This is a genomic window from Paenibacillus sp. FSL R5-0473, assembly GCF_038004565.1.
Taxonomy (GTDB): Bacteria; Bacillota; Bacilli; order Paenibacillales; family Paenibacillaceae; genus Paenibacillus; species Paenibacillus amylolyticus.
Window position 1 is genome coordinate 5,517,063 of record NZ_JBBORL010000001.1, and the last position, 19,093, is coordinate 5,536,155.

At 47.6% G+C, this 19,093-nt stretch carries 14 protein-coding genes; 4 read left to right on the plus strand and 10 right to left on the minus strand.

Annotated elements, in window-relative coordinates; genetic code table 11:
- Positions 1-14: 14 nt before the first annotated feature.
- The 5 genes from MKY28_RS24190 to MKY28_RS24210 form a co-directional block, all read right to left on the minus strand.
- Complete coding sequence (locus tag MKY28_RS24190) at positions 15-1,967, minus strand: glycosyl hydrolase (RefSeq protein ID WP_076253930.1); 1,953 nt, start codon at positions 1,965-1,967, stop codon at positions 15-17.
- Positions 1,960-3,951 carry a heparinase II/III domain-containing protein gene (locus MKY28_RS24195; protein WP_076253931.1) on the minus strand — a complete coding sequence of 664 codons (1,992 nt, stop codon included), beginning with the start codon at positions 3,949-3,951 and terminating at the stop codon, positions 1,960-1,962. The genes MKY28_RS24190 and MKY28_RS24195 overlap by 8 nt, the downstream gene beginning before the upstream one ends.
- 304 nt (positions 3,952-4,255) lie before the next feature.
- A complete protein-coding gene (locus MKY28_RS24200) occupies positions 4,256-4,912 on the minus strand; it encodes an SGNH/GDSL hydrolase family protein (RefSeq protein WP_047840427.1) in 657 nt (218 codons plus the stop codon).
- Between the two features lie 135 nt (positions 4,913-5,047).
- Positions 5,048-5,377, minus strand: a complete 330-nt coding sequence (locus MKY28_RS24205) for an AzlD domain-containing protein (RefSeq protein ID WP_076253932.1) — start codon at positions 5,375-5,377, stop codon at positions 5,048-5,050.
- Positions 5,368-6,072 (minus strand): AzlC family ABC transporter permease, encoded by a 705-nt coding sequence (locus MKY28_RS24210; protein ID WP_036616527.1) that lies wholly within the window; start codon positions 6,070-6,072, stop codon positions 5,368-5,370. The genes MKY28_RS24205 and MKY28_RS24210 overlap by 10 nt, the downstream gene beginning before the upstream one ends.
- A 445-nt stretch (positions 6,073-6,517) precedes the next feature.
- On the opposite strand from MKY28_RS24210, the gene MKY28_RS24215 reads away from it, so the two are divergent.
- Entirely contained in the window at positions 6,518-8,518 is a 2,001-nt protein-coding gene (locus tag MKY28_RS24215; protein ID WP_076253933.1) for a methyl-accepting chemotaxis protein, read from the plus strand.
- 475 nt (positions 8,519-8,993) lie between these two features.
- Here MKY28_RS24215 and MKY28_RS24220 read toward each other — a convergent pair whose 3' ends face one another.
- Positions 8,994-9,470: a MarR family transcriptional regulator gene (locus MKY28_RS24220; RefSeq protein ID WP_036673216.1), complete on the minus strand. Its 477-nt coding sequence runs from the start codon at positions 9,468-9,470 to the stop codon at positions 8,994-8,996.
- 290 nt (positions 9,471-9,760) lie between these two features.
- Here MKY28_RS24220 and MKY28_RS24225 point away from each other — a divergent pair, with 290 nt between their 5' ends.
- Positions 9,761-10,162 (plus strand): RidA family protein, encoded by a 402-nt coding sequence (locus MKY28_RS24225; protein ID WP_340937254.1) that lies wholly within the window; start codon positions 9,761-9,763, stop codon positions 10,160-10,162.
- A gap of 24 nt (positions 10,163-10,186) precedes the next feature.
- Positions 10,187-11,683 carry a monooxygenase gene (locus MKY28_RS24230; protein ID WP_340937256.1) on the plus strand — a complete coding sequence of 499 codons (1,497 nt, stop codon included), beginning with the start codon at positions 10,187-10,189 and terminating at the stop codon, positions 11,681-11,683.
- Positions 11,684-11,871: 188 nt separating this feature from the next.
- Here MKY28_RS24230 and MKY28_RS24235 read toward each other — a convergent pair whose 3' ends face one another.
- The 3 genes from MKY28_RS24235 to MKY28_RS24245 all read right to left on the minus strand — a co-directional run bounded on the left by MKY28_RS24235 (position 11,872) and on the right by MKY28_RS24245 (position 15,529).
- Complete coding sequence (locus MKY28_RS24235; RefSeq protein ID WP_340937257.1) at positions 11,872-12,045, minus strand: hypothetical protein; 174 nt, start codon at positions 12,043-12,045, stop codon at positions 11,872-11,874.
- A gap of 99 nt (positions 12,046-12,144) precedes the next feature.
- Complete coding sequence (locus MKY28_RS24240; protein ID WP_340937258.1) at positions 12,145-13,338, minus strand: DUF2087 domain-containing protein; 1,194 nt, start codon at positions 13,336-13,338, stop codon at positions 12,145-12,147.
- 217 nt (positions 13,339-13,555) lie between these two features.
- On the minus strand, positions 13,556-15,529 hold the full coding sequence (locus MKY28_RS24245) for a methyl-accepting chemotaxis protein (RefSeq protein WP_162158995.1): 1,974 nt from the start codon (positions 15,527-15,529) through the stop codon (positions 13,556-13,558).
- 266 nt (positions 15,530-15,795) lie between these two features.
- Here MKY28_RS24245 and MKY28_RS24250 point away from each other — a divergent pair, with 266 nt between their 5' ends.
- Positions 15,796-17,196 carry a serine hydrolase gene (locus MKY28_RS24250; RefSeq protein WP_036616509.1) on the plus strand — a complete coding sequence of 467 codons (1,401 nt, stop codon included), beginning with the start codon at positions 15,796-15,798 and terminating at the stop codon, positions 17,194-17,196.
- Positions 17,197-17,364: 168 nt separating this feature from the next.
- Here MKY28_RS24250 and nagZ read toward each other — a convergent pair whose 3' ends face one another.
- Positions 17,365-19,083 (minus strand): beta-N-acetylhexosaminidase, encoded by a 1,719-nt coding sequence (gene nagZ, locus MKY28_RS24255; RefSeq protein WP_340937259.1) that lies wholly within the window; start codon positions 19,081-19,083, stop codon positions 17,365-17,367.
- Positions 19,084-19,093 lie beyond the last annotated feature (10 nt).

Here is a 19,093-nt window from a genome sequence, read left to right on the forward strand (position 1 = left end):
CAACCTGAACACCTTCAGTTAACCTCGCCCAATCGGATCGCAAATGACAACCTACGTGCTCCGTTCACTTCAATCCGGGCTTCCTTCAGTAAACCATTACGGGAGGCCACGGCCTGTTCCTCCAGATGAATTATGGCTCCCTGATCCAGCGCAGTGGATTCTACATACGCCCCTCGATACTCCGTTCGTACGCTATGATCCGTATGGGTAATCACCGCCTGTTCATGACCATCATGGAACATCAACGGAATGAGTGCCCCTGCTGCAGCGATCTCTCCTTCGAATTCATACGTTATAGTCAGCACATCCGCCTGTTGTACATAATGGGTAAGCAATGTTTTAATTCCGGGTAATGGACCGACCCATGTCACGGCAAAAGCATTCTCCAAGGCGTTCACGCCATCTTCTGCCGCTCTTTCCTCCAGATGCTGCTCCACTTGGTTCCGTGTATCATGGTCCACCTTCTCATACACAATGGAACCACCTCCCTGAGCAGGGTCTAATCCAACATCCCGATCATATGCACCACCGGATGGAATCCCCTCTGCAAGACTGTGCCATACCCCATCTGGTGTCTTCCAGGTAGGACAGTAACTGAGCGGACGAACCGCCCCTTCGGCAAATTCCGTAAACCCGGCCTGCACATGGCTGGCAGCGGACGGACCAATCAGACCAGGTAACCCCATCTGTTGAATCCGTACCAAACCAGGAATCGTATACGGATCATTCATCGCCGTGTGTAATACCAGTTGCTGACCAGGTATGGAAGCAATCACAGTTTCAAACCACCCATCGGTCTGCAAAACCCTGCTGCCTAACTCGGAAGGAAGGTATACTTCGCTCACATCGTCTCCCGGATCACTGAGACAAGCGTGAGCAAGCGCTGCTGCCGTCCACAGGTTGTAACAGGTGTGGTTGGTATAGATTTCATACCCGTGCCGATCTTCTGGCGCGTATTCATTGCGCACGATTTTCAAGCGTCCATCATCCATCTTCCAGCGCTCCACAGCAGCAAAACACCGATTGGCCGCACGTGCAAAAGCACCCGCCATCACCGGATCTCCCGCCTCCAGAGCCTGCGTTCCATGTGTAGAACATACATAAGCTGCGGCAGCTTCATTCCACTGATGCTGGGAGCTGCGACCACGGGGTGGAATCTCACCTAGCGGCGAGAGCGACAGTAACGAGCTGAAGGCACCATGGCGCAGCTGCTCACGTAACGTATCGGCAGTGGTTCCCTCGTAACCTGCTTCGAGCATCACCCCAAGGTGATAACGGGTGGCAATATCATAGGAAAATGGACAATTCGGGCGGTCCAGCGGTCCATCCTGATACAACCCAAGGGCTGTAAACCGGGGTAGATGATAGGCTTCCAGATATCGATCCATCCACGCAGTACCCTCATTCGCCAGCTGTTCATGCCACCGCAGATATTCGCCAGAGATCATAATGGCGTTCCAGTTAATCATGCGATTGGGATTGTTCATCTTGCTCATCGTAAATACATAATCTTGTTCAGGACTGATCGTCTTGAGTGCCTCAGCCCAGATCTGTGCTTGTTCAGGCAGGTGTGGTTTCAACAACATATAAGCTCTCATCATGAGCACCGGAAAAAAATCAGGGTGATTGTCTGGTGCGCTACCATTGACTACGGCATCAATGCTCTGTGACAGGGCTATTGCTGCCGATTGGAGCAAATCTGTACGCCCTGCATCAATCAGAACTGCCGCAGCCATCGCATAGGCCGGTGTAGAATAATATCTCTCCACACCCGAGAACGGGTCGATAATTGCACCCTGGCTGTCCTGATATGGTGTGTAAGCGCGAACAACACTTTCAACAAGTGCCAACTTGCGCTCCCTATTCCAGCCGTCTGCCGGAGGGCGGCCCGCTTGTTCTGCCAATGTACGGTAATGTTCGAGTTCATCTTTCCATGGATATGTGGACGCAGATGTATATTTACTCACGCATGCTCACCTCGGTTTCTTCCATTTTCGGTTCAATGATGAAGCGTACCTCACATACCGTTTCAAGCGAATTAGGGCGTTCTGTCCGAACATCTGTCTCATCAATTGCACCTGTCCATGATAGTGACGTCCGATAGAATGTGACTGGAACATTTCCATGATCAACTGTGTTCATAACCTCCGTAAAAACCTGCCACTGGTTCGCATCATACGTCATATGGACCGTTCCATGTATGCCTTGCCAGCGAAGGTTACCGCTCTTCACCACCTCAGGTTGTACTCTGCTCATCCAGCGCTCCACTACGCTCGAACATCCTGCATCTGAATCATCCACCGAAGAGAATCGTTCTGCCGAAGACACCACCCTGCTCTTCCATTGAAAACGGTCAATCAGACGCAATTCTGCTCGATCTCTACTACCGTCAGGAGAAATTTTCCAATGAAATTGGCGCGTATACCGAGCCAGTGAAGCAGCCCCAGGGTATGCGGATGTCAGATCTAAAGTAGTATCCAGCTCACCGCCACCCTCTGCCAGCTTTGCCTCTAACACATGGGCTTGCGCTTGCCGACCGGAGCATTGCTCCTGGCCTTCAATGAGCGGAACGTTATGACCGGATGACGAGATGTGGAACAGCTGCTCTCTGCCTGGCGCAAAATACGCTTGGGTATACAACCCTGCTCCTGGATCACACAGAATATTCTCACCACCGCAATGGAAAATGAACTGCCCCAGATCATTATGGTTGTGAGGTTCATCGTTATGCCCGCCTTTAATGGAAATAGCCACATGAAGGGGTGCGCCGTTCGCATGTTTTGTATCCGGAGAATCGAACGGTCCTTTTGCAATCATCCAGCCCAGATTTTGAAAAATAAATCCCCGTTCAGCCTGCGCAGAGGCACCTTCATCACCATACACTGCCGGATCGCTCCACATCACGTTCCGCAACAGATGAGCCCAGCGATGACAGGGATCATCGGTAAGCAGTGGAATATGAAATGGAAGATCTATCTGCAACCCCACCCGGGATGCGAGCAGAGAAAGCAATCCGGAAGGGATCTCTTCCTGCTCGGCACTGTCCGAATAATTCACATATGTGCCGCCCGACAGATGAACTCGCAGCGGGAAGGCTGCGATAGTTGTTATTTTGGAACCCGTCAGCAGATCTAGTTCGCTCTCACTGTACTCACGAAGCATCTCGGCATAATAGGTGAAATAACCAAAGCCATATACCCAATATCCAATGCCTTCGGCACAGCCGCCATCCTCGCCATATCCGCTCAAGAATGCGTTCAAACAGCTGACCGTATGGGAGATCGATTCCTGTAGTGTGGACTCATCCTCGAGCAGCAACAATGCGGCCATGCCACAGCACCCACCACAGACCGCCGACCAGTTGTGATCCGCTGTCTGCCAATGGAACTTCCGTTGCTCCTGGTAAAGCGGGATGAAGATTCGCCGCTCTGCTTCAGACCTGATCCGCTCTATGACAAGGCGATCCAGCCGCTCGGCGTGAATGGTCACAATCTCGGCCAGCATATGTACTGTCTCTGCGGCGAACAGATCGATGTTCCCATCCACCTGATTGACCTCTCCCGTACCCAGATGCGCGGGTAAACACCACGTATACTCACCACACACGTCCCACAACATTTCTTCCAGCGCTTGAAGGGCATCCGTCCTAGCCGTGTCCAAGGCGAGCATCGCCACAGCAGCAAGTCTGCCCCTTCGATCGAAATAAGCCTCTTCATAGGCTTTCCGCTCACCCGTATCGCTGAACTGTCGATATAGACGGAACGACAAGGAAGGCATGGGTTCATTCAAGGCACGTTCACCGTAAGCCTTCAAGTCTGTGTATAACGTAGCCAATTCAGGCCGGGATAACTTCTCCAAGAGTCTGTCGGCACTTAAGGAACTCAATGCTCTGCTCTCAGTACCACGTTGGTTTATATTTTCATTTTCGACTTCGTGAATGGAATCTTCCACTGGATTCACCACTCTTCGTTAATGGATTGTCATGCCCATATTATAATGTAATCGATTTCATTTTACCGGATATGATAGCATTTTTGAAGAATTATCCATTAGAACCCTTTCCACGACGGTACTCCCTTCTCCTTCCTAACCAAAAAAAACGAAGAACCTTCGTCAGGTCCTCCGTTGAATTCGGCCTGTCACCACAGGCTTTTTATGGTTATCTCATATTCTTAACTATCTTATATCCTCATCCTCAATTAATCCTGAATACCTATAATGCTGCTGCCCATATCGTAGCTGTCCGCTGTTGTTATTACACAATCGCAAGCGAAGAATTCTGTACAACAGACAACCATTGGCGTGCAATCAGCTCATGACCTGCTGCGGTTGGGTGTACGCCATCCCATAACCAGTACGCTGCATCCGCCTGTTTCAGAGCGTCATTAAACGTCTGCTGCAATGGCACCCACACAGCTCCAAATTCTTCAGCAAGACCTTGGGCCAGTTTCTGATATTGACCGACATACTCTTCCCAGGCTTCCCATTTCTCCGCAGTCGCTCCGGTTCTCAGAATAAACGGCTCCATCAAAATCAGCCCCGTATCTGGCATCACTTCCCGAGTTTCTTCGAGCAAATGGCGATACGCCCGTCCGAAACGATCCGTTACCCCGCTAGGTTCACCATTCATCGTGCGCCAGGCATCATTAACCCCAATCAGGATGCTGATCAGGTCCGGTTTTAGACTAATGGTATCCTCATTCCAGCGTGCGTACAGGTCCGATGCCCGATCCCCGCTGATGCCTCTGTTATAGAAGGTCTTTTGCTTGCCCGCCAGTTCCATACCCAGTTTGCTGGAGATCAGATACGCATACCCGTGTCCGAGAAAATGATTTGGATCATCATTGCGTGATCTTCCCCCATCTGTAATCGAGTCTCCCTGAAACAATATAACGGATGGACTTGTACTCATGATTGAAATCGTTCCTTCCTCTTGTGCAAAATGGAAACACTGAACACCTCAGTCTCCATTTTATCCCTTTCGGCTACAATAGAAAATAGCGTTTTCATAACTGAGTTTCGCCACATCTTATGACTCTCCTAGCAATTATCCGATCCAATATCGCAAAATCATCATAGCCACAATACCGACCATTACAGTTCCCAGCAGACTGCGTGTCCAGATGGCTACTGCAATCGTAGGCAGGGATGCCCACAGAGCTGCATTTTGCGTAATCGGCACTAACTGGTTGCCCGACATGAATAGTTCCTGACCAATCAGCGCTGCCATGACCGCTACGGGTACATACTCCAGCCAGCGTAACAACCACATCGGAATTTGTATCTTGCTGAACAGCATCAGTGGCAGTACACGCGGGATAAATGTTAACAGTGCCGAACCCATAATAATCCAGAATACATCCCATCTTACTTCCATCGTTCCATGAACACTCCCATCGTTGCCGCAATGACCGCAGCCACAATGACACTCATGCTGCCAAGTGAAGCCATGCTGGCGAAGATTACACAGACCACGGCGATAATAGCCACATTAATGTGTATTTTTTTGTTTTTGCGATGCACCAACTGGAGTACAACCAGTCCAATAAACATCGCTGGCAGGGCATAATCCAGACCCAGTCGTTCCGGGTTAGTGATCCAGCGTCCAAAGTACGCTCCCGCCATATTAGCCACGAACCAGTTCAGATATGCGGTAATATTCAGACCGTGCATCCAGCGTTCACTGAGCCTTTCTCTGCCAATTGCACGTGTCATCGCAACGCCGAAAGACTCATCGGTAAGCAGTGAACCAATCCACATATTTTTAAGCGGGGTCAGATGCCGAAAATACGGTGATACAGCCGCACTGAGCAGCAAATGGCGAAGATTCACAAAAAATATGGTGAACATAATGGCTACTGCTGACCCATTCGATGCGAGCATGCCTGCTGCAATGAACTGAGCCGATCCTGCATATAAAATCAGGCTGAGCAGTGCCGTTTCCGCCAGACTCAGACCTGCGGTCATTTCAATGACACCCGCCGCAAAGCCAATACTCAAATAACCAAGCAGGGTTGGAATACAATCTTTGACCCCCTGCATGAATGTAGCTTGATCCTGGACCTCTTCCATGTCCTCCTGTCCAGATATCTGTAGTGTACTTTGGTCCAACTGCCGTACAACCCCTCTCCAATTTCTGTCCCCATAAACCGATATATATGGATGTAGATCCATCCAAGTCCATTCTTCATGAAAACAACTTCTTTGTGTATTCAACATGCCCAGTTACATGCCTTATGGATTTCACATTTTGCAAAATTCACTTCACATAATTCAGAAATATAACACATGATGTGCACTAAGGGAGAGACAGATTAATTTTTATAGAACAGATGTAATCCTAAATACCTACAAAACCAAAAAATATTTTCGCGAAACTCATAAATTATGTTGAATAAACGCGAAATTTGTCATACGATAGCACCAGAAACTTCTGGAAAGGATGGAATGAAATATCTTTTACCAGATGGGCTTGTCCACTAGACATGGGGATGGGTTACACAGAGGGGGAATGTGTATGAAAAAAATTCGTAAACAAGGGGTCAAAAGAACAATGCAGATGAGAGAGAAACTGATTTTGTCATTTGCCATTGTATTGCTCATTCCAACCATTAGTCTGGGCATTATCTCGTTCCAAACAGCTGATGCCAAGGTTGAAGAGAAAATGTATGAGAACGCGATCAGCAGTGTTACTGTGCTCAACCAGACCATTGACCAGATCATTGGTGCAACACGCAAAAATGTTGATTTCCTGGCAAGTCAGCTGGATGCAGGCAATGTCGGACCCAATCAGGGTGACGAAACAGATACCATCCGTACCTTGCTCGACGCTTATAAGGAAACGCATGATGACGTGGAACTTGCCTCCATCGGTACCGATCAGGGCGTATATATTAACTCCCCTGTAACTGCGGTGAACAAAGAAGGATATGACCCGCGCGAACGCCCGTGGTATCAGGCTGCTACGCAGAACAAAGATGTCCCTACCGTAATTACCCCCTACTTATCAAGCAATACCGGCAATGTTGTTGCTTCAGTAGCTCAGACTTCAGCGGATGGCCATGGTGTCGTCTCTGTCAGCCTGTCGCTTGAAGCCCTCTCGAAGACGGTTAACTCCACGAAGATTGGCGAGAAGGGTTATATCTATATCATTGATAATGCCAATAAAATCATTGTACATCCTACCGAAAAACCGGGGACCGAAGGAACCATGGCACCCTATAAAGATATTTTCGCACAGAAAAACGGAAGTCTGACCTATACACTAAATGGAAACCAGGAACACGCCTTTTTCTCCACCAATGAAACGACGGGCTGGACCGTGGTTGGTGTCATTGACAGTGGGGAAGTGACGGCATCTGTGCGTCCAATCCTATACACCACACTTATTGTTGTAGCGATTGCAATTGCGGTAAGCTCCGTCATTATTTTCTGGATTGTGCAATCAATCACCAAACCACTGAACCGCTTGGTGAAGGCATCTGACGAAATTAGTAATGGTAATCTGACCATCGAGGTTGCTGTATTAGGACAGGATGAATTCGGCAAGCTGAGCACCAGCTTCAATAAGATGAGCGAATCCCTGCGAACCGTTATTCAGGACGTGCGACACACGGCTGACGAGTTAACCGCCTCATCCACACAATTGGCAGTCAACTCATCGGAGACAACCAAAGCAACAGAGCAAGTCGCCCTGATTACGGAAGAATCCGCAGCTGGACTTGAGAAACAAACAAACAGCCTGAAACATACGGCACTACAGATGAATGAGCTTGCTGGAGGTGTAGGACAGGTAACGAACAGCACACAGCAAGTATCCGAAGCTGCCATGCAAGCAAGTGAGCTCGCGGATAAAGGGAATGCAACCATGCAGACGGCCGTATCTGAGATGAGTTCCGTCAGTCGCTTTGTGCAAGGTATGGCAGATACTGCTGGACGACTTGGACAGCATTCCACATCCATTGGTGAGATGGTATCTGTCATTACAGATATCGCTGCACAGACCAATTTGCTTGCTCTCAATGCTTCTATTGAAGCAGCACGTGCAGGTGAGCATGGACGTGGCTTCTCCGTTGTTGCCAGCGAAGTCCGCAAGCTCGCGGAACAATCCAGCCTTTCAGGCCAGAAGATTGTAGAGATGGTCGGAGCGATTCAACAGGAGATTTCAATGGCCAATCACAGTGTACAGATCGGGCAACAGGATGTAAGCAACGGCATTCGTGCCGTTCAGTTTGCAGATGAAGCTTTTGCCCAGATTAGTGAGGCTGTTGGGGTCGTCAATCATCAGCTTGAGAACATTGCAGCCGCCTCACAACAGATGTCTGCAAGTACAGCCGAAGTGGTGCAATCCATTGATCAGATCCACGCTATATCGGAAACCAATGCCGATGGAACGGAGAACATCTCCGCAGCTACGGAGGAGCAAGTGGCTTCCATGCAGGAGATATCATCCTCTGCTGATTCCCTTGCCCATCTGGCTCACAAGCTGCAGAAGCTGGTGGAACAATTCAAGCTGTAATCGTTGAACTAAAGATTGTTTACACTAACACTACGATGACAGAATAACCTTCCAATTGCTGTTATCGTGTAAAAGATTAGTTCAACTTATATAATAATAAGTCTGTAACATCAAAATCCCCTTTGCCATCACGTTGGCAGAGGGGATTTTGGTAATGATAGGACGTGAAATATGGCTGGATCGAAGGCGAAGGACGCTTCTTCTTCCTGATGAGCATCATCGATGTGTTCACCAACGTGTTTCAACTTGAGATCAATACTTGGCTAAAATATTGCATTTTGCGGACGAGGTTAAGCGTGTAATATTCTTGCCCTCGGTTCCTTTGTTTTCTGCATACTTTGTGCATGTCTTGTTTTCTGTCAGTTCTTCACTTTAATAGACCGCCCGATGAATTAATTATAAGCAGCCTCCCACTTGAACTGTATCCCCAATTGTTATTGATGTCTAACCTATGTACAACAATTTATTGGGTACGTTACCGATAGAAGTCCACCATATCTCCAAACAGCCGTTTAATAAATTCGAGCTCGCTTTCGTTATATCTTTCCAAAAATTCGTACATTCTTTGCTTTTCCTTCGTATGAAGCTCATCATGAGCAGCAAATAGCTTTTTGCCGATAGGCGTTAGCCGAAAATACACTTCCTTTTTGTTGTCGTTGAACTGGGATTTTCGCACCCAACCTGCCTTTAGTAATTTATTTGCGATCTTGGAGGTATTTCCTTTACTTAAATTGATTCTCTCCGCGATGGAAGTGAGATTGATCGGCTCCTGCTCTCCGATGCATGCAATGGTGTGCAGTTCCGTCATATTCAAGCTGAATTCTGATTCAATATGCTTCCGGATATCCTCCAGGTATGAGGCAGTTATTCGGGTTTCATATTGCTCTTTTTGCTCAAGAAACTGAACGAAAAATTCATGAATGGCCGTTTTGTTTTTACTGGCAGTATCCATCATTATGCTGGCTCCTCGACTTATTTGTTTTATTATATCATAGATTGTTCTCTGAGAAACATATGGGCATACCCATATTGGGATTGGGGTTGACATGGTAAATAGAAACCAAGTAAAGTTATATTGTTTTGTATGAAACTAAAATTATATATAATTTTCATCACACTTGTTTTAACAGGCAATAAAAAAGGTTCTAACGAAACAATAATTGATGAAGGAGGTTTGACGGAAATACTTGTCCACTTTTCAAGAGGAAATTTATAAAATATGGAAATGGAGCATACCTGCCTATGGAAGTCGTAAATCCGAAGACCTTGACGGATAAGGTTACATCTGTAATTTCTCATGTCGTGGTGACTACTGCCTCCAAATTGGCTTTCATCTCAGGTCAGGTTTCTGTAGATGAAACAGGATTATTGGTCGGTTCAGGGGACTATTACGCGCAAGCGATTCAAGTGTTCACCAACCTTAAGTATGCATTGGAAGCCGTGCGAGCGGATCCCTTGTACATTGTAAAAATGAATATTTTTGTTGTAAACCACAACCCGGAATTGATTTCGATTATTTTTGAGGCAGGATTTCATGTGTTTGGCCCTAACTGGCCGAAGACAGCAAGTACGTATATAGGCGTTCAAGCACTAACCGATCCTGAATGGCTTATCGAAATAGACGCTATCGTGATTTTCCCATAATGTATAAGAAAAGAGGGTTTTGATATGAAATATGAAGTCATCCTGATTGGTGGCGGACCTGTCGGCATGATGCTGGCTGGGGAATTGGCATTAGCCGGTGTAAAGGTCTGCGTCATTGAGCGATTAAAAGAGACAACCCCTTATTCACGCGCGCTTACCGTACATCCCCGAACTCTTGAAATATTAGATATGCGTGGAGTGAAATCACAATTAATCAGTCAAGGCCGCTTACTTTCGAGAGGACATTTCGCCGGATTAGAAACTCCTTTGGATTTCACCGTTTTGGATTCTTCTTCCAATCACACTCTATTTTTACCGCAGAGTGAAACGGAGAAGGTGTTGGAGGAATGGGCGCTTAGCCTTGGCGCAGAGGTCTGGAGAGAGGTTGAGGCTCTATCTGTACACCAGGATGAGGATGGGGTTGACGTTAAGATCGCAGGAACTCATGGAGAAACAACGTTAAGATCAGCTTATGTGGTAGGTACAGACGGAGCCAGAAGTTTGGTTCGCAAGCATGCAAATATATCATTTGAAGGTACAGATGCGACCTTCACGGCAATTCTGGGGGATGCCATTCTATCTGATTTGGCTCCTATGAGTGTCATATCCCGGATTACAGAAAAAGGATTGGTCAGCATCATGCCGATCAATGATCATATGTATCGGGTCTTGATGATCGATATGGAGAGAAGTAACATCTCTAAGGATGAGCCCGTTACATTGGAAGAGTTTCGTTCATCGCTCATCCGTACGACCGGAAGCGACCTGGGATTGAACGATGTGAAATGGATGTCCCGTTTCGGAAATGCGACGCGGCAAGCGGGACGATATCGGAATGGTCGATTGTTCTTGGCGGGAGATTCGGCGCACATTCATTTTCCCGCTGGTGGACAGGGAATGAATGTTGGCTTACAAGAAGCGATGAACTTAGGCTGGAAGCTTGCAGGAGCAATCAAAGGCTGGGCTCCGGACTGGCTATTGAACAGTTATCATGCCGAACGCTTTCCATGGAATACGGCCTTGCTCCGGAATACCGAGGTCCAAACCTTGCTTCTGGACGTGACTCCCCCTATCACGGAACTTCGAAGCATGTTAGCTAAACTGATTCAAATACCGGAGGCAAATTATCAAATCGCCGCACAAGTTTCCGCAATGGATGTACATTATGCTCCAGACGCCGAAGCACCTCCCCATCCTTTAAATGGGAAACGTTTTAAGGATCTAAGCTTAAAGCTGAAAGACGGGCAATTGATCAACGCCTATCCGTTACTACACAAAGGTACTTTTCTTCTGCTGCATTTCCATTCTAATGAACAGAATAGCGGTCAATGGGAATCGTATAACAACCTTCAAGTTGTACATGCCTCTTTGGCTGAGGCTGACGCGGATTGGAACGACGTCCACACGGCGCTTATTCGGCCGGATGGGCATATTGCCTGGGCGATTCTTCTATCCGATCCAAATCCAATGCAAACCATAAATGAAGGAATCACTCGCTGGTGCGGAGACATTACCGTGTAGTCATTCGTTCGAGGTGCACAACTGACTTCCCATAGGGTGAACTTGTATTTGGGGCGTCTGAATGAACTATCACGGTATGCTGCACTTAAAAAAACGCAATGCAATGTTCTCCATGAGTATGAAAATACCGCTCAAGCGTTATTCAACAACGCTCAGGCGGTATTTTCATTTCTGAGAAAGAAGGTACTTTACGCTCCATTTCGTTCCGCAGCTGCAGATCGGCGACGCAGGGACAATGAAATAATAGCCGGGATCAGTCCAATGGCAACCAAAGCTCCACCAAGCAAACCAACGGATGCTAGCAAGATGCTTTCTACAACAATACCTCCGATTACAGCCTCTACAGCTGTCCAACTGCACAATAGAATTATTGGAACTCATGATGATCCCTGAAGCCTGAGAAAATTAAGCAATTCTATGCATTCGCTTGAATAAGAGGGGTTTGGTCCGGAATAACGGAGTTAAACCGATTGCTTTTTATCTCCGTGGTACCCTTGATCTCCGTAGGGCTCTAACTGTTCAAACCAGCGATTCAGACATTTGGCGAGTGCATCTTTGGGATCGTTATACGGGTTATCGTCTTGTTTCAATGTCTCCAGCACCTCGATCACAAACGCATTCTCTCCATATTCATTCCATTCAGCCTGCAATCTTCGATTCAGATGGCTACCCATCTGTAACATAAACCGTTGTCCGTTAATAGTTTTCAGGTTAAGTGTGCTGTCGATATAAACTTTGCCGTTACGTTCATTCCGAATCTGGTAGACGCCCGCTTCCGTTTTGACTTCTTTGGCCTGTTCCTGTAATTCTTTGCGACGATCCATCTTCTCCTGCTCCCCCTTTGCTTTGCGCTCCGGTTTTCCAACTTCGGCGCTCTGTTGATCTGCGTGGCTTCCCAGCCAATACTGACTGCCGTCTGGCTCACGTTCCAGCAAACCATAGTCGACGAGATACCTCCGTATTTCCACGTAATCATCATGAACTTCCTTCAGCAGCTCATTGACCTGTTTCTCGGAATATTTGCGCTCTGTCTCGAATCGTTTGGCAATTTCGGTGAGCACAATATATTTATGTTTTTGCTGCATATGAAACGTCGTCAGCCGACCGCCAGTACCCTCTGGAAAATACTTGTTTAGCACCTTTTCCCGATCCTGTTCTGTGATATCAAATGAGTTCGGATGGATCGTATGTTCATGTCTTGTCACCGGCGATACCCATTCGGCTGGAGCCTGTGTATCCTTACTTTTGAGAAGTTCCATTAATGCCAGGAATATTTTGGCCTGCCGTTCCTTCTCCTTCAATACAAACCGATGATTCCGAATGGTGGAAGCACTCCCGATGCCAAGGGTCTTCTGTACTTCAGCATCCTTCTTGCCTTCATAGAATTGTGACAACAAGCCCCGCTGGACATCAGACAATCCGGTTACGCTTTTATCCAGCTCCAGCAAATATTCAAATACCGATCCATGAACCTTCTCAATATGCACTCGCATATAACGGGCTGCCTCATAGAGCACTCCTTCTTCAGGATAGATAATCCCCGATTCCGTCCTGTATCCGCAGCAGACACATATATAGGCGGGACCCTCCTCCATATAACCACGCTTGATCTCTTCCAATGAAGCTGTTTGCAACCAGGATTCCGATAATTTCATGTAAAAGCTCCTTTTTATCATTGTATGGTCATTCCAACCGTATATTAATAAAATATTTTATAATAATGTTTGTTTATTTATAGATATAATATATTTTTGTTTGTTATATGTCAATATAACGGAAAAGAATGCTGTGTTTAAAGACATAACGGATGCCCCTTGTTCAACAGAAAAAAGACCGCAGGGTCGCAACCCTGCAGTCTCATTTCAATCTCGGTTACAACTTAAACCGTTCAATCATGCTTTGCAGATCTTCAGCCATACGTGACAATGCTGCCGAAGAAGCTGCAACCTCTTCCATTGTAGCCAACTGCTCTTGAGCAGCCGCTGATCCATCTTCCGTTCCAGAGGCAATTCTGTCTGACAGAACCATTGTATCACTTACTGCCTTGTTGATATGACTCATGCCCCCATCAATTTGACGGGAAGCCGTGGATACTTCTCCAGCTTGTGCAGCCACCAACTGTACCGCAGTACGAATGATATTGAATGCTTCGCCTGCTTCTGTAACCATCTGCGAACTCTTCACCATACCTTCTCCCGTACGGGCAAAAGTGGATTGCACCGCATTGGTTTTCTCCTGCATCTCATGCATAAGCTCATTAATCCGCTCGGCTGAAGCGCCTGAACTGTGAGCCAGTGTCTTCACTTCGTTGGCTACAACCGCGAATCCGCGCCCTTGCTCGCCAGCTCTTGAAGCTTCAATGGATGCATTCAATGCAAGAATGTTCGTCTGCTTGGCAATGGCCGTAATCTCGGCCACAATCACAAGAATCTCTTCATTTTTCGCGCGCAGATCCTCGATGACCACAGACATGGCTTTGCTCTCATCATTCACCTGCTGAATATGGGTAACCGCTTCTTCTACTGTAACCATACCTGCTTCCGACTTAGTGGATGCATCCAGAGCGATACGAGCGGTATCTTCAGCACTTGATGAGATCTCTTTGACTCCAATGGACATTTCGCCCACGAGTTGACCTGTAGCAGCAAGACTATTGTTCTGCAAAGTCGTTCCCGCAGCTGCATCCTGCATCAGTTCAGCCACCTGTTCTGTGGCTTTGGATGTCTGCTCGGAACTCGCCATCAGTTCTTCAGAAGATGCCGCCAGCTGGCTGGATGTATCATGCACCTCTCCAAGCACACTACGTAGTGAAGTCGTCATCGTGTCGAAGCTTTCCCCGAGCTGTCCGAACTCATCTCGGCGCTGTAAACCTACCCGAACGGTGAGGTCCCCGGCGCTTACTTTGGATGCTGCCTGCGTTAATTGCAGCAATGGCCGGTGAATACTGCGGATAATGAATATAAGCAGAATTAACCCGATAACCAATGCAGATGCCACAATTGTAATTGCACGGATCAAAATAGGCATTACCGCTTCACTTGCTTCGGAAGGAACCATCTCGCCAACAATTTTCCAACCTGTCACCGGATTGGTGAAATACACAGCTTCCACTTCGTGACCATCATATGTATACTTCACCGTTCCACTTTCTTTCGTATACATCTCATTAATGTAGCTTTCATCCGACTGTGTACCGGATTCAATATTGTAGTGGAACAGGAATTTACCCCCGTTATCTAGCATGTACAGTTTGCCTTCTTTACCAATACGTATCTGATCAACGGATTCTTTCAGATGATTGAGACTGACATTGGCCCCGAATACCCCTTTGCCATCAGCCAGCTTGGCAGCTGCCGTTACAACCCATTCACCTGTTGTGACCGATTGGAACGTATCCGAGATTACAGGTTCGTCCTGGGACATGCCCATCGTATACCATGAACGTTCACGTGGATCATAGATCTGTTCCCCGGGATCAGGAGATTTCATCCAGCTGCCATCTTCCGCACCTGCGGTGAGTACACCCAGTTCCTTATGATTCTGAGACATCCGATCCATCTGCCTTTGCAGTGCAGGGGATTTATTAATAATATCGTTTGAAGTAATACCCGCAGCCATCTGTGCTGCGTTATCCTTCTCCATATCCAGCATTTGATTTATCTGCAGACTAAGCATTTCTGTTTTGGCTTGTGCGGAACGAATAATTTCCATTTTAACCTGGTCAGCAGCTTTTTGATAAGACAACCAACCAACAGTAATGCTCGGTACAATCAGGAACAGGAGTAATGCAGCGATCAGGCGTTTTTTTACGGTTAAAGTAAACCAATTTCGAATCCTTTTCTTCATATAACTATCCCCCATCATAATCTTCACCCATCCTTTTATCGGACAATCGCTGTAAAAATATTATGTATAGATACTAAATTAGAATAAATTTAATCTTTTCGATCAGTTTAGATGGATTCACCTAATCCTTCTATTCGTTTTGACCCCCTTAGCGAGATCGTTTACAATGCTCATAAGCTGGTTATTCATGAAACGATTGGAAGGAGAGGATTCAAATCTTACGCAAGGCAAATGAAAGGCAACATGTTTCCACTGTATATTCATCCATGTTCCGCATTCTGTTAGCGCTCATCCTGTGTGCAGGCCCGATTCTGGGACAAGCTGGTATTACGGCATCCGCAGCGCAGGCGACGCAAGCAGTTCACATTGAAGTGAATGGTGAGCAACAATCCTGGAAGAACGCACCACTTATCATCAAAGGTTCAACGTTTGTTCCACTGCGGGATGTGGTCACATCGGTCAAAGGCACGTTGAAATGGGATAATCGCACGAAGACGGCTACCATTACCGTTGGCAGAGACAAGCTGATCCATCAGGCTGGCAGCAATTCCATTAAAGTAAACAAGGTCGATCTGGCTACAGGTGTGAATTCACGTACCGTTAACGGTACGTTGATGGTGCCTGTCCGAGCCATGGCTAATGCAATCAAAGCAGACATCAAGGTCCAACGTACAGCCACGGGGCAGATGAGTGTAAGTATGGTCACTGATCAAGTCAGCATGCTGAACAGCGAGGTTGCCAGCGTCGATACATATCTGCGCGAGATCAACTATCCAGGTATGGCTCTGATCGCCCGCGATGGTGAAGTACTTCTAAAGCAAGGCTACGGACTTGCCGATGAACAGACGCTGAATCGACCGGATCAAAAGACCCGAATCGCATCGCTGAGCAAATCCTTCACGGCCGCGTCCATTCTGAGTCTCGTGGAGGATGGTAAGATTAATGTGCAAGATCCGATCTCCAAGTATATCTCTGGTATACCAAAGGGAGATCAGATCACGCTGCATATGCTGTTATCCCAGACTTCAGGTCTGCCATCCGCATTTGGTCGGGGTGAAGGAACTTCTATGGAAGAGACTGTAGAGGAGATTCGCCACAAAACGCTGAAGTTTGAACCAGGAAGTGCCTATCTGTACAGCAACAGCGGGTATGTTTTACTTGCATACGTCGTTGAACAGGTATCTGGCATGAGTTATGCCGACTACGTGCAGCAGACGATACTGAAACCACTTGGTATGAAAAATTCGGGAGAGGCCTCCCGTAAAGTGCACACGATTAGTGGTTTTGTTCAAGAAGATAACGCATGGGTAACTGCACCTTACTATGTGTCTCAATCCGGATCAGGAACCATCTATTCCACGGTGGACGATATGCTGAAATGGGATCGTGCGCTGTATACGGACAAGATTCTAAGCCAGGATACGATTGAACAGATGTATGAGCCTTATTCTGATAAAAACTATGGCTACGCCTGGATTCTTAAAGAGAATGGCGCAAACCGTACCGTCTTCCACAACGGTAGTGGTGGCGGGTTTGCCACAGCCTTTTCACGTAATCTGTCCGATGATATCACCATTATCCTGCTTGGCAACCACGCAGGTATGGACATGACTTCACTTTTGGATGAAGTTGAGACACAGACAGCCAAAGCACTGCAATTGCAATAATCTATAATTAATAGCTTATAATGAGCAAAGAGACGGTCCTTTAAAGGATCGTCTCTTTGTGTTGTATATGTTCTCATTTTAACGACTCACACTTCCGTTTCGCTCAACCCACAATCCATCTCTTCTCCATCCTGCAAAAGGTAGTTTTACTCATATTCTTATTACTGCCTAGGAGACATCCGCTCTTTCATCATCTGTCTGCTTTAATGTTACAGGAAGTTTCCCCGCAAAAGGAATGCGCCCCATCAGCGCCTGAGCGACGCTATCCATGGCAAGTGGCCGGCTCTCGTAAGCCGCTACATAGACCTGGGCATCCGGAAGCGCCAGCAGATCGTAGGGGCTTCGCAATGCCACAACAGCCAGCGGTTTGCCCAATTGCTGTATCCAACCAATCAGCCTGCACTGTGGATCGCCGGAGGGACTTCCCGCATTGTAGGTTCCCACCACAATCTGCCGAATGTCATCTGCTTCCGCTGCCTGAAGCAGACGTGCGGAACGAATGGCGACTTCCTCGGGCGTGACCGTCAGATCGACAACATCCAGACCATACATGGATAAGGCTGAGCCCAAGGTGAACGTCTGAGTCAGCTGTTCGTCGGCAATTGTCGTCACGGACGTGGCAACCGTTATGACCAGCGTGCGTTCCGGCTTCAAAGGCAGCATATTCAGCTGATCGCGCACCAGTGTGATACTGTTCTCGCTAATACGGCGAGCAACCTCTTGGTGTAATGAACTGTTGCGCTCCGACCCACTGGATAGAGCAGGAGCGTTTGATGCCTTTGGCAATGATGCATTCGATACTACGCCATACACTTCCTCATCACCTGCACCACCCGTTTCACTCTCTAACAAACCACGTTTCGCCTTGTACATCAGCAAGCGATTCACCGACTCATCAATACGTCTCTCGCTAATCCGCCCGCTCCTCACAGCTGCTAACAACGCATCAAATGCCTCTGCCTGAAGCTTAGCCGTATGGCTAATTAACACCAGATCTGCCCCGGCCTCTACCGCCATTACGGCTGCATCGACAGTGCCATAGTTCACGGCAATGGCATCCATCTCCATGCAATCTGTCACGATCATGCCCTGATAACCCAGTTCCTGGCGAAGCAGACCGCTTAATACGGTTTGCGATAGCGTTACAGGCAGACGCTCTGGCTCCAGTGCAGGAAAATAAATATGCGCCGACATCATGGCATCGACACCTTCGGCGATAGCGGCTCGGAATGGAATCAACTCCAGGCGCTCTACCCGTTCACGATCATGAGTGATGATTGGGAGGTCCAGATGGGAATCGGTATCCGTATCCCCATGCCCCGGGAAGTGCTTGGCTGTCGCTGCAATTCCAGCGTCCTGTATTCCCGCAATGGTTCTGGCTCCATATTCTGCAACGGATTGTGGAGATTCGCCGAATGATCGTACACCGATGACCGGATTGGCCGCGTTATTGTTTACATCCAATACCGGAGCAAAGTTCATGTTAATGCCCATGGACTTCAGCTCCAACCCACTGATATATGCCGCCTGATATGCATCGTCAATGGAACCGGCAGCGGCAATGGCCATTGGTCCAGGCATCAAGGCGATTCCTTCGGTAATTCGTGCAACCATGCCGCCCTCCTGATCAATGGATATCCAGAGCGGCACATTACCGCTGCTTTTGGCAATCTGTTGTAACCCTGACGATAACCGCTCTACCTGCTCTGGCGACTCAACGTTGCGAGCAAAGTAGATTACGCCACCGATTGGATACATTCGGAGAAAGGATTCCACATCGCCAGCAGCTTCGGTTCCATGAAAACCACAAAGTAGCATTTGCCCGACTTTCTCACGCAAGGTCATCTGTTTCAGCCTCGAATGATATAACTCTTTTGGCCCACTCATTTCATGCCTC

What these genes read in the sequence shown, in the direction of transcription:
- MKY28_RS24200 (WP_047840427.1), bottom strand. Translation starts at nt 4,912, where the DNA reads ATGAGTACAAGTCCATCCGTTATATTGTTTCAGGGAGACTCGATTACA.
- MKY28_RS24205 (WP_076253932.1), bottom strand. Translation starts at nt 5,377, where the DNA reads ATGGAAGTAAGATGGGATGTATTCTGGATTATTATGGGTTCGGCACTG.
- MKY28_RS24210 (WP_036616527.1), bottom strand. Translation starts at nt 6,072, where the DNA reads ATGGAAGAGGTCCAGGATCAAGCTACATTCATGCAGGGGGTCAAAGAT.
- MKY28_RS24215 (WP_076253933.1), top strand. Translation starts at nt 6,518, where the DNA reads ATGAAAAAAATTCGTAAACAAGGGGTCAAAAGAACAATGCAGATGAGA.
- MKY28_RS24220 (WP_036673216.1), bottom strand. Translation starts at nt 9,470, where the DNA reads ATGGATACTGCCAGTAAAAACAAAACGGCCATTCATGAATTTTTCGTT.
- MKY28_RS24225 (WP_340937254.1), top strand. Translation starts at nt 9,761, where the DNA reads ATGGAAGTCGTAAATCCGAAGACCTTGACGGATAAGGTTACATCTGTA.
- MKY28_RS24230 (WP_340937256.1), top strand. Translation starts at nt 10,187, where the DNA reads ATGAAATATGAAGTCATCCTGATTGGTGGCGGACCTGTCGGCATGATG.
- MKY28_RS24240 (WP_340937258.1), bottom strand. Translation starts at nt 13,338, where the DNA reads ATGAAATTATCGGAATCCTGGTTGCAAACAGCTTCATTGGAAGAGATC.
- MKY28_RS24245 (WP_162158995.1), bottom strand. Translation starts at nt 15,529, where the DNA reads ATGAAGAAAAGGATTCGAAATTGGTTTACTTTAACCGTAAAAAAACGC.
- MKY28_RS24250 (WP_036616509.1), top strand. Translation starts at nt 15,796, where the DNA reads ATGTTCCGCATTCTGTTAGCGCTCATCCTGTGTGCAGGCCCGATTCTG.
- nagZ (WP_340937259.1), bottom strand. Translation starts at nt 19,083, where the DNA reads ATGAGTGGGCCAAAAGAGTTATATCATTCGAGGCTGAAACAGATGACC.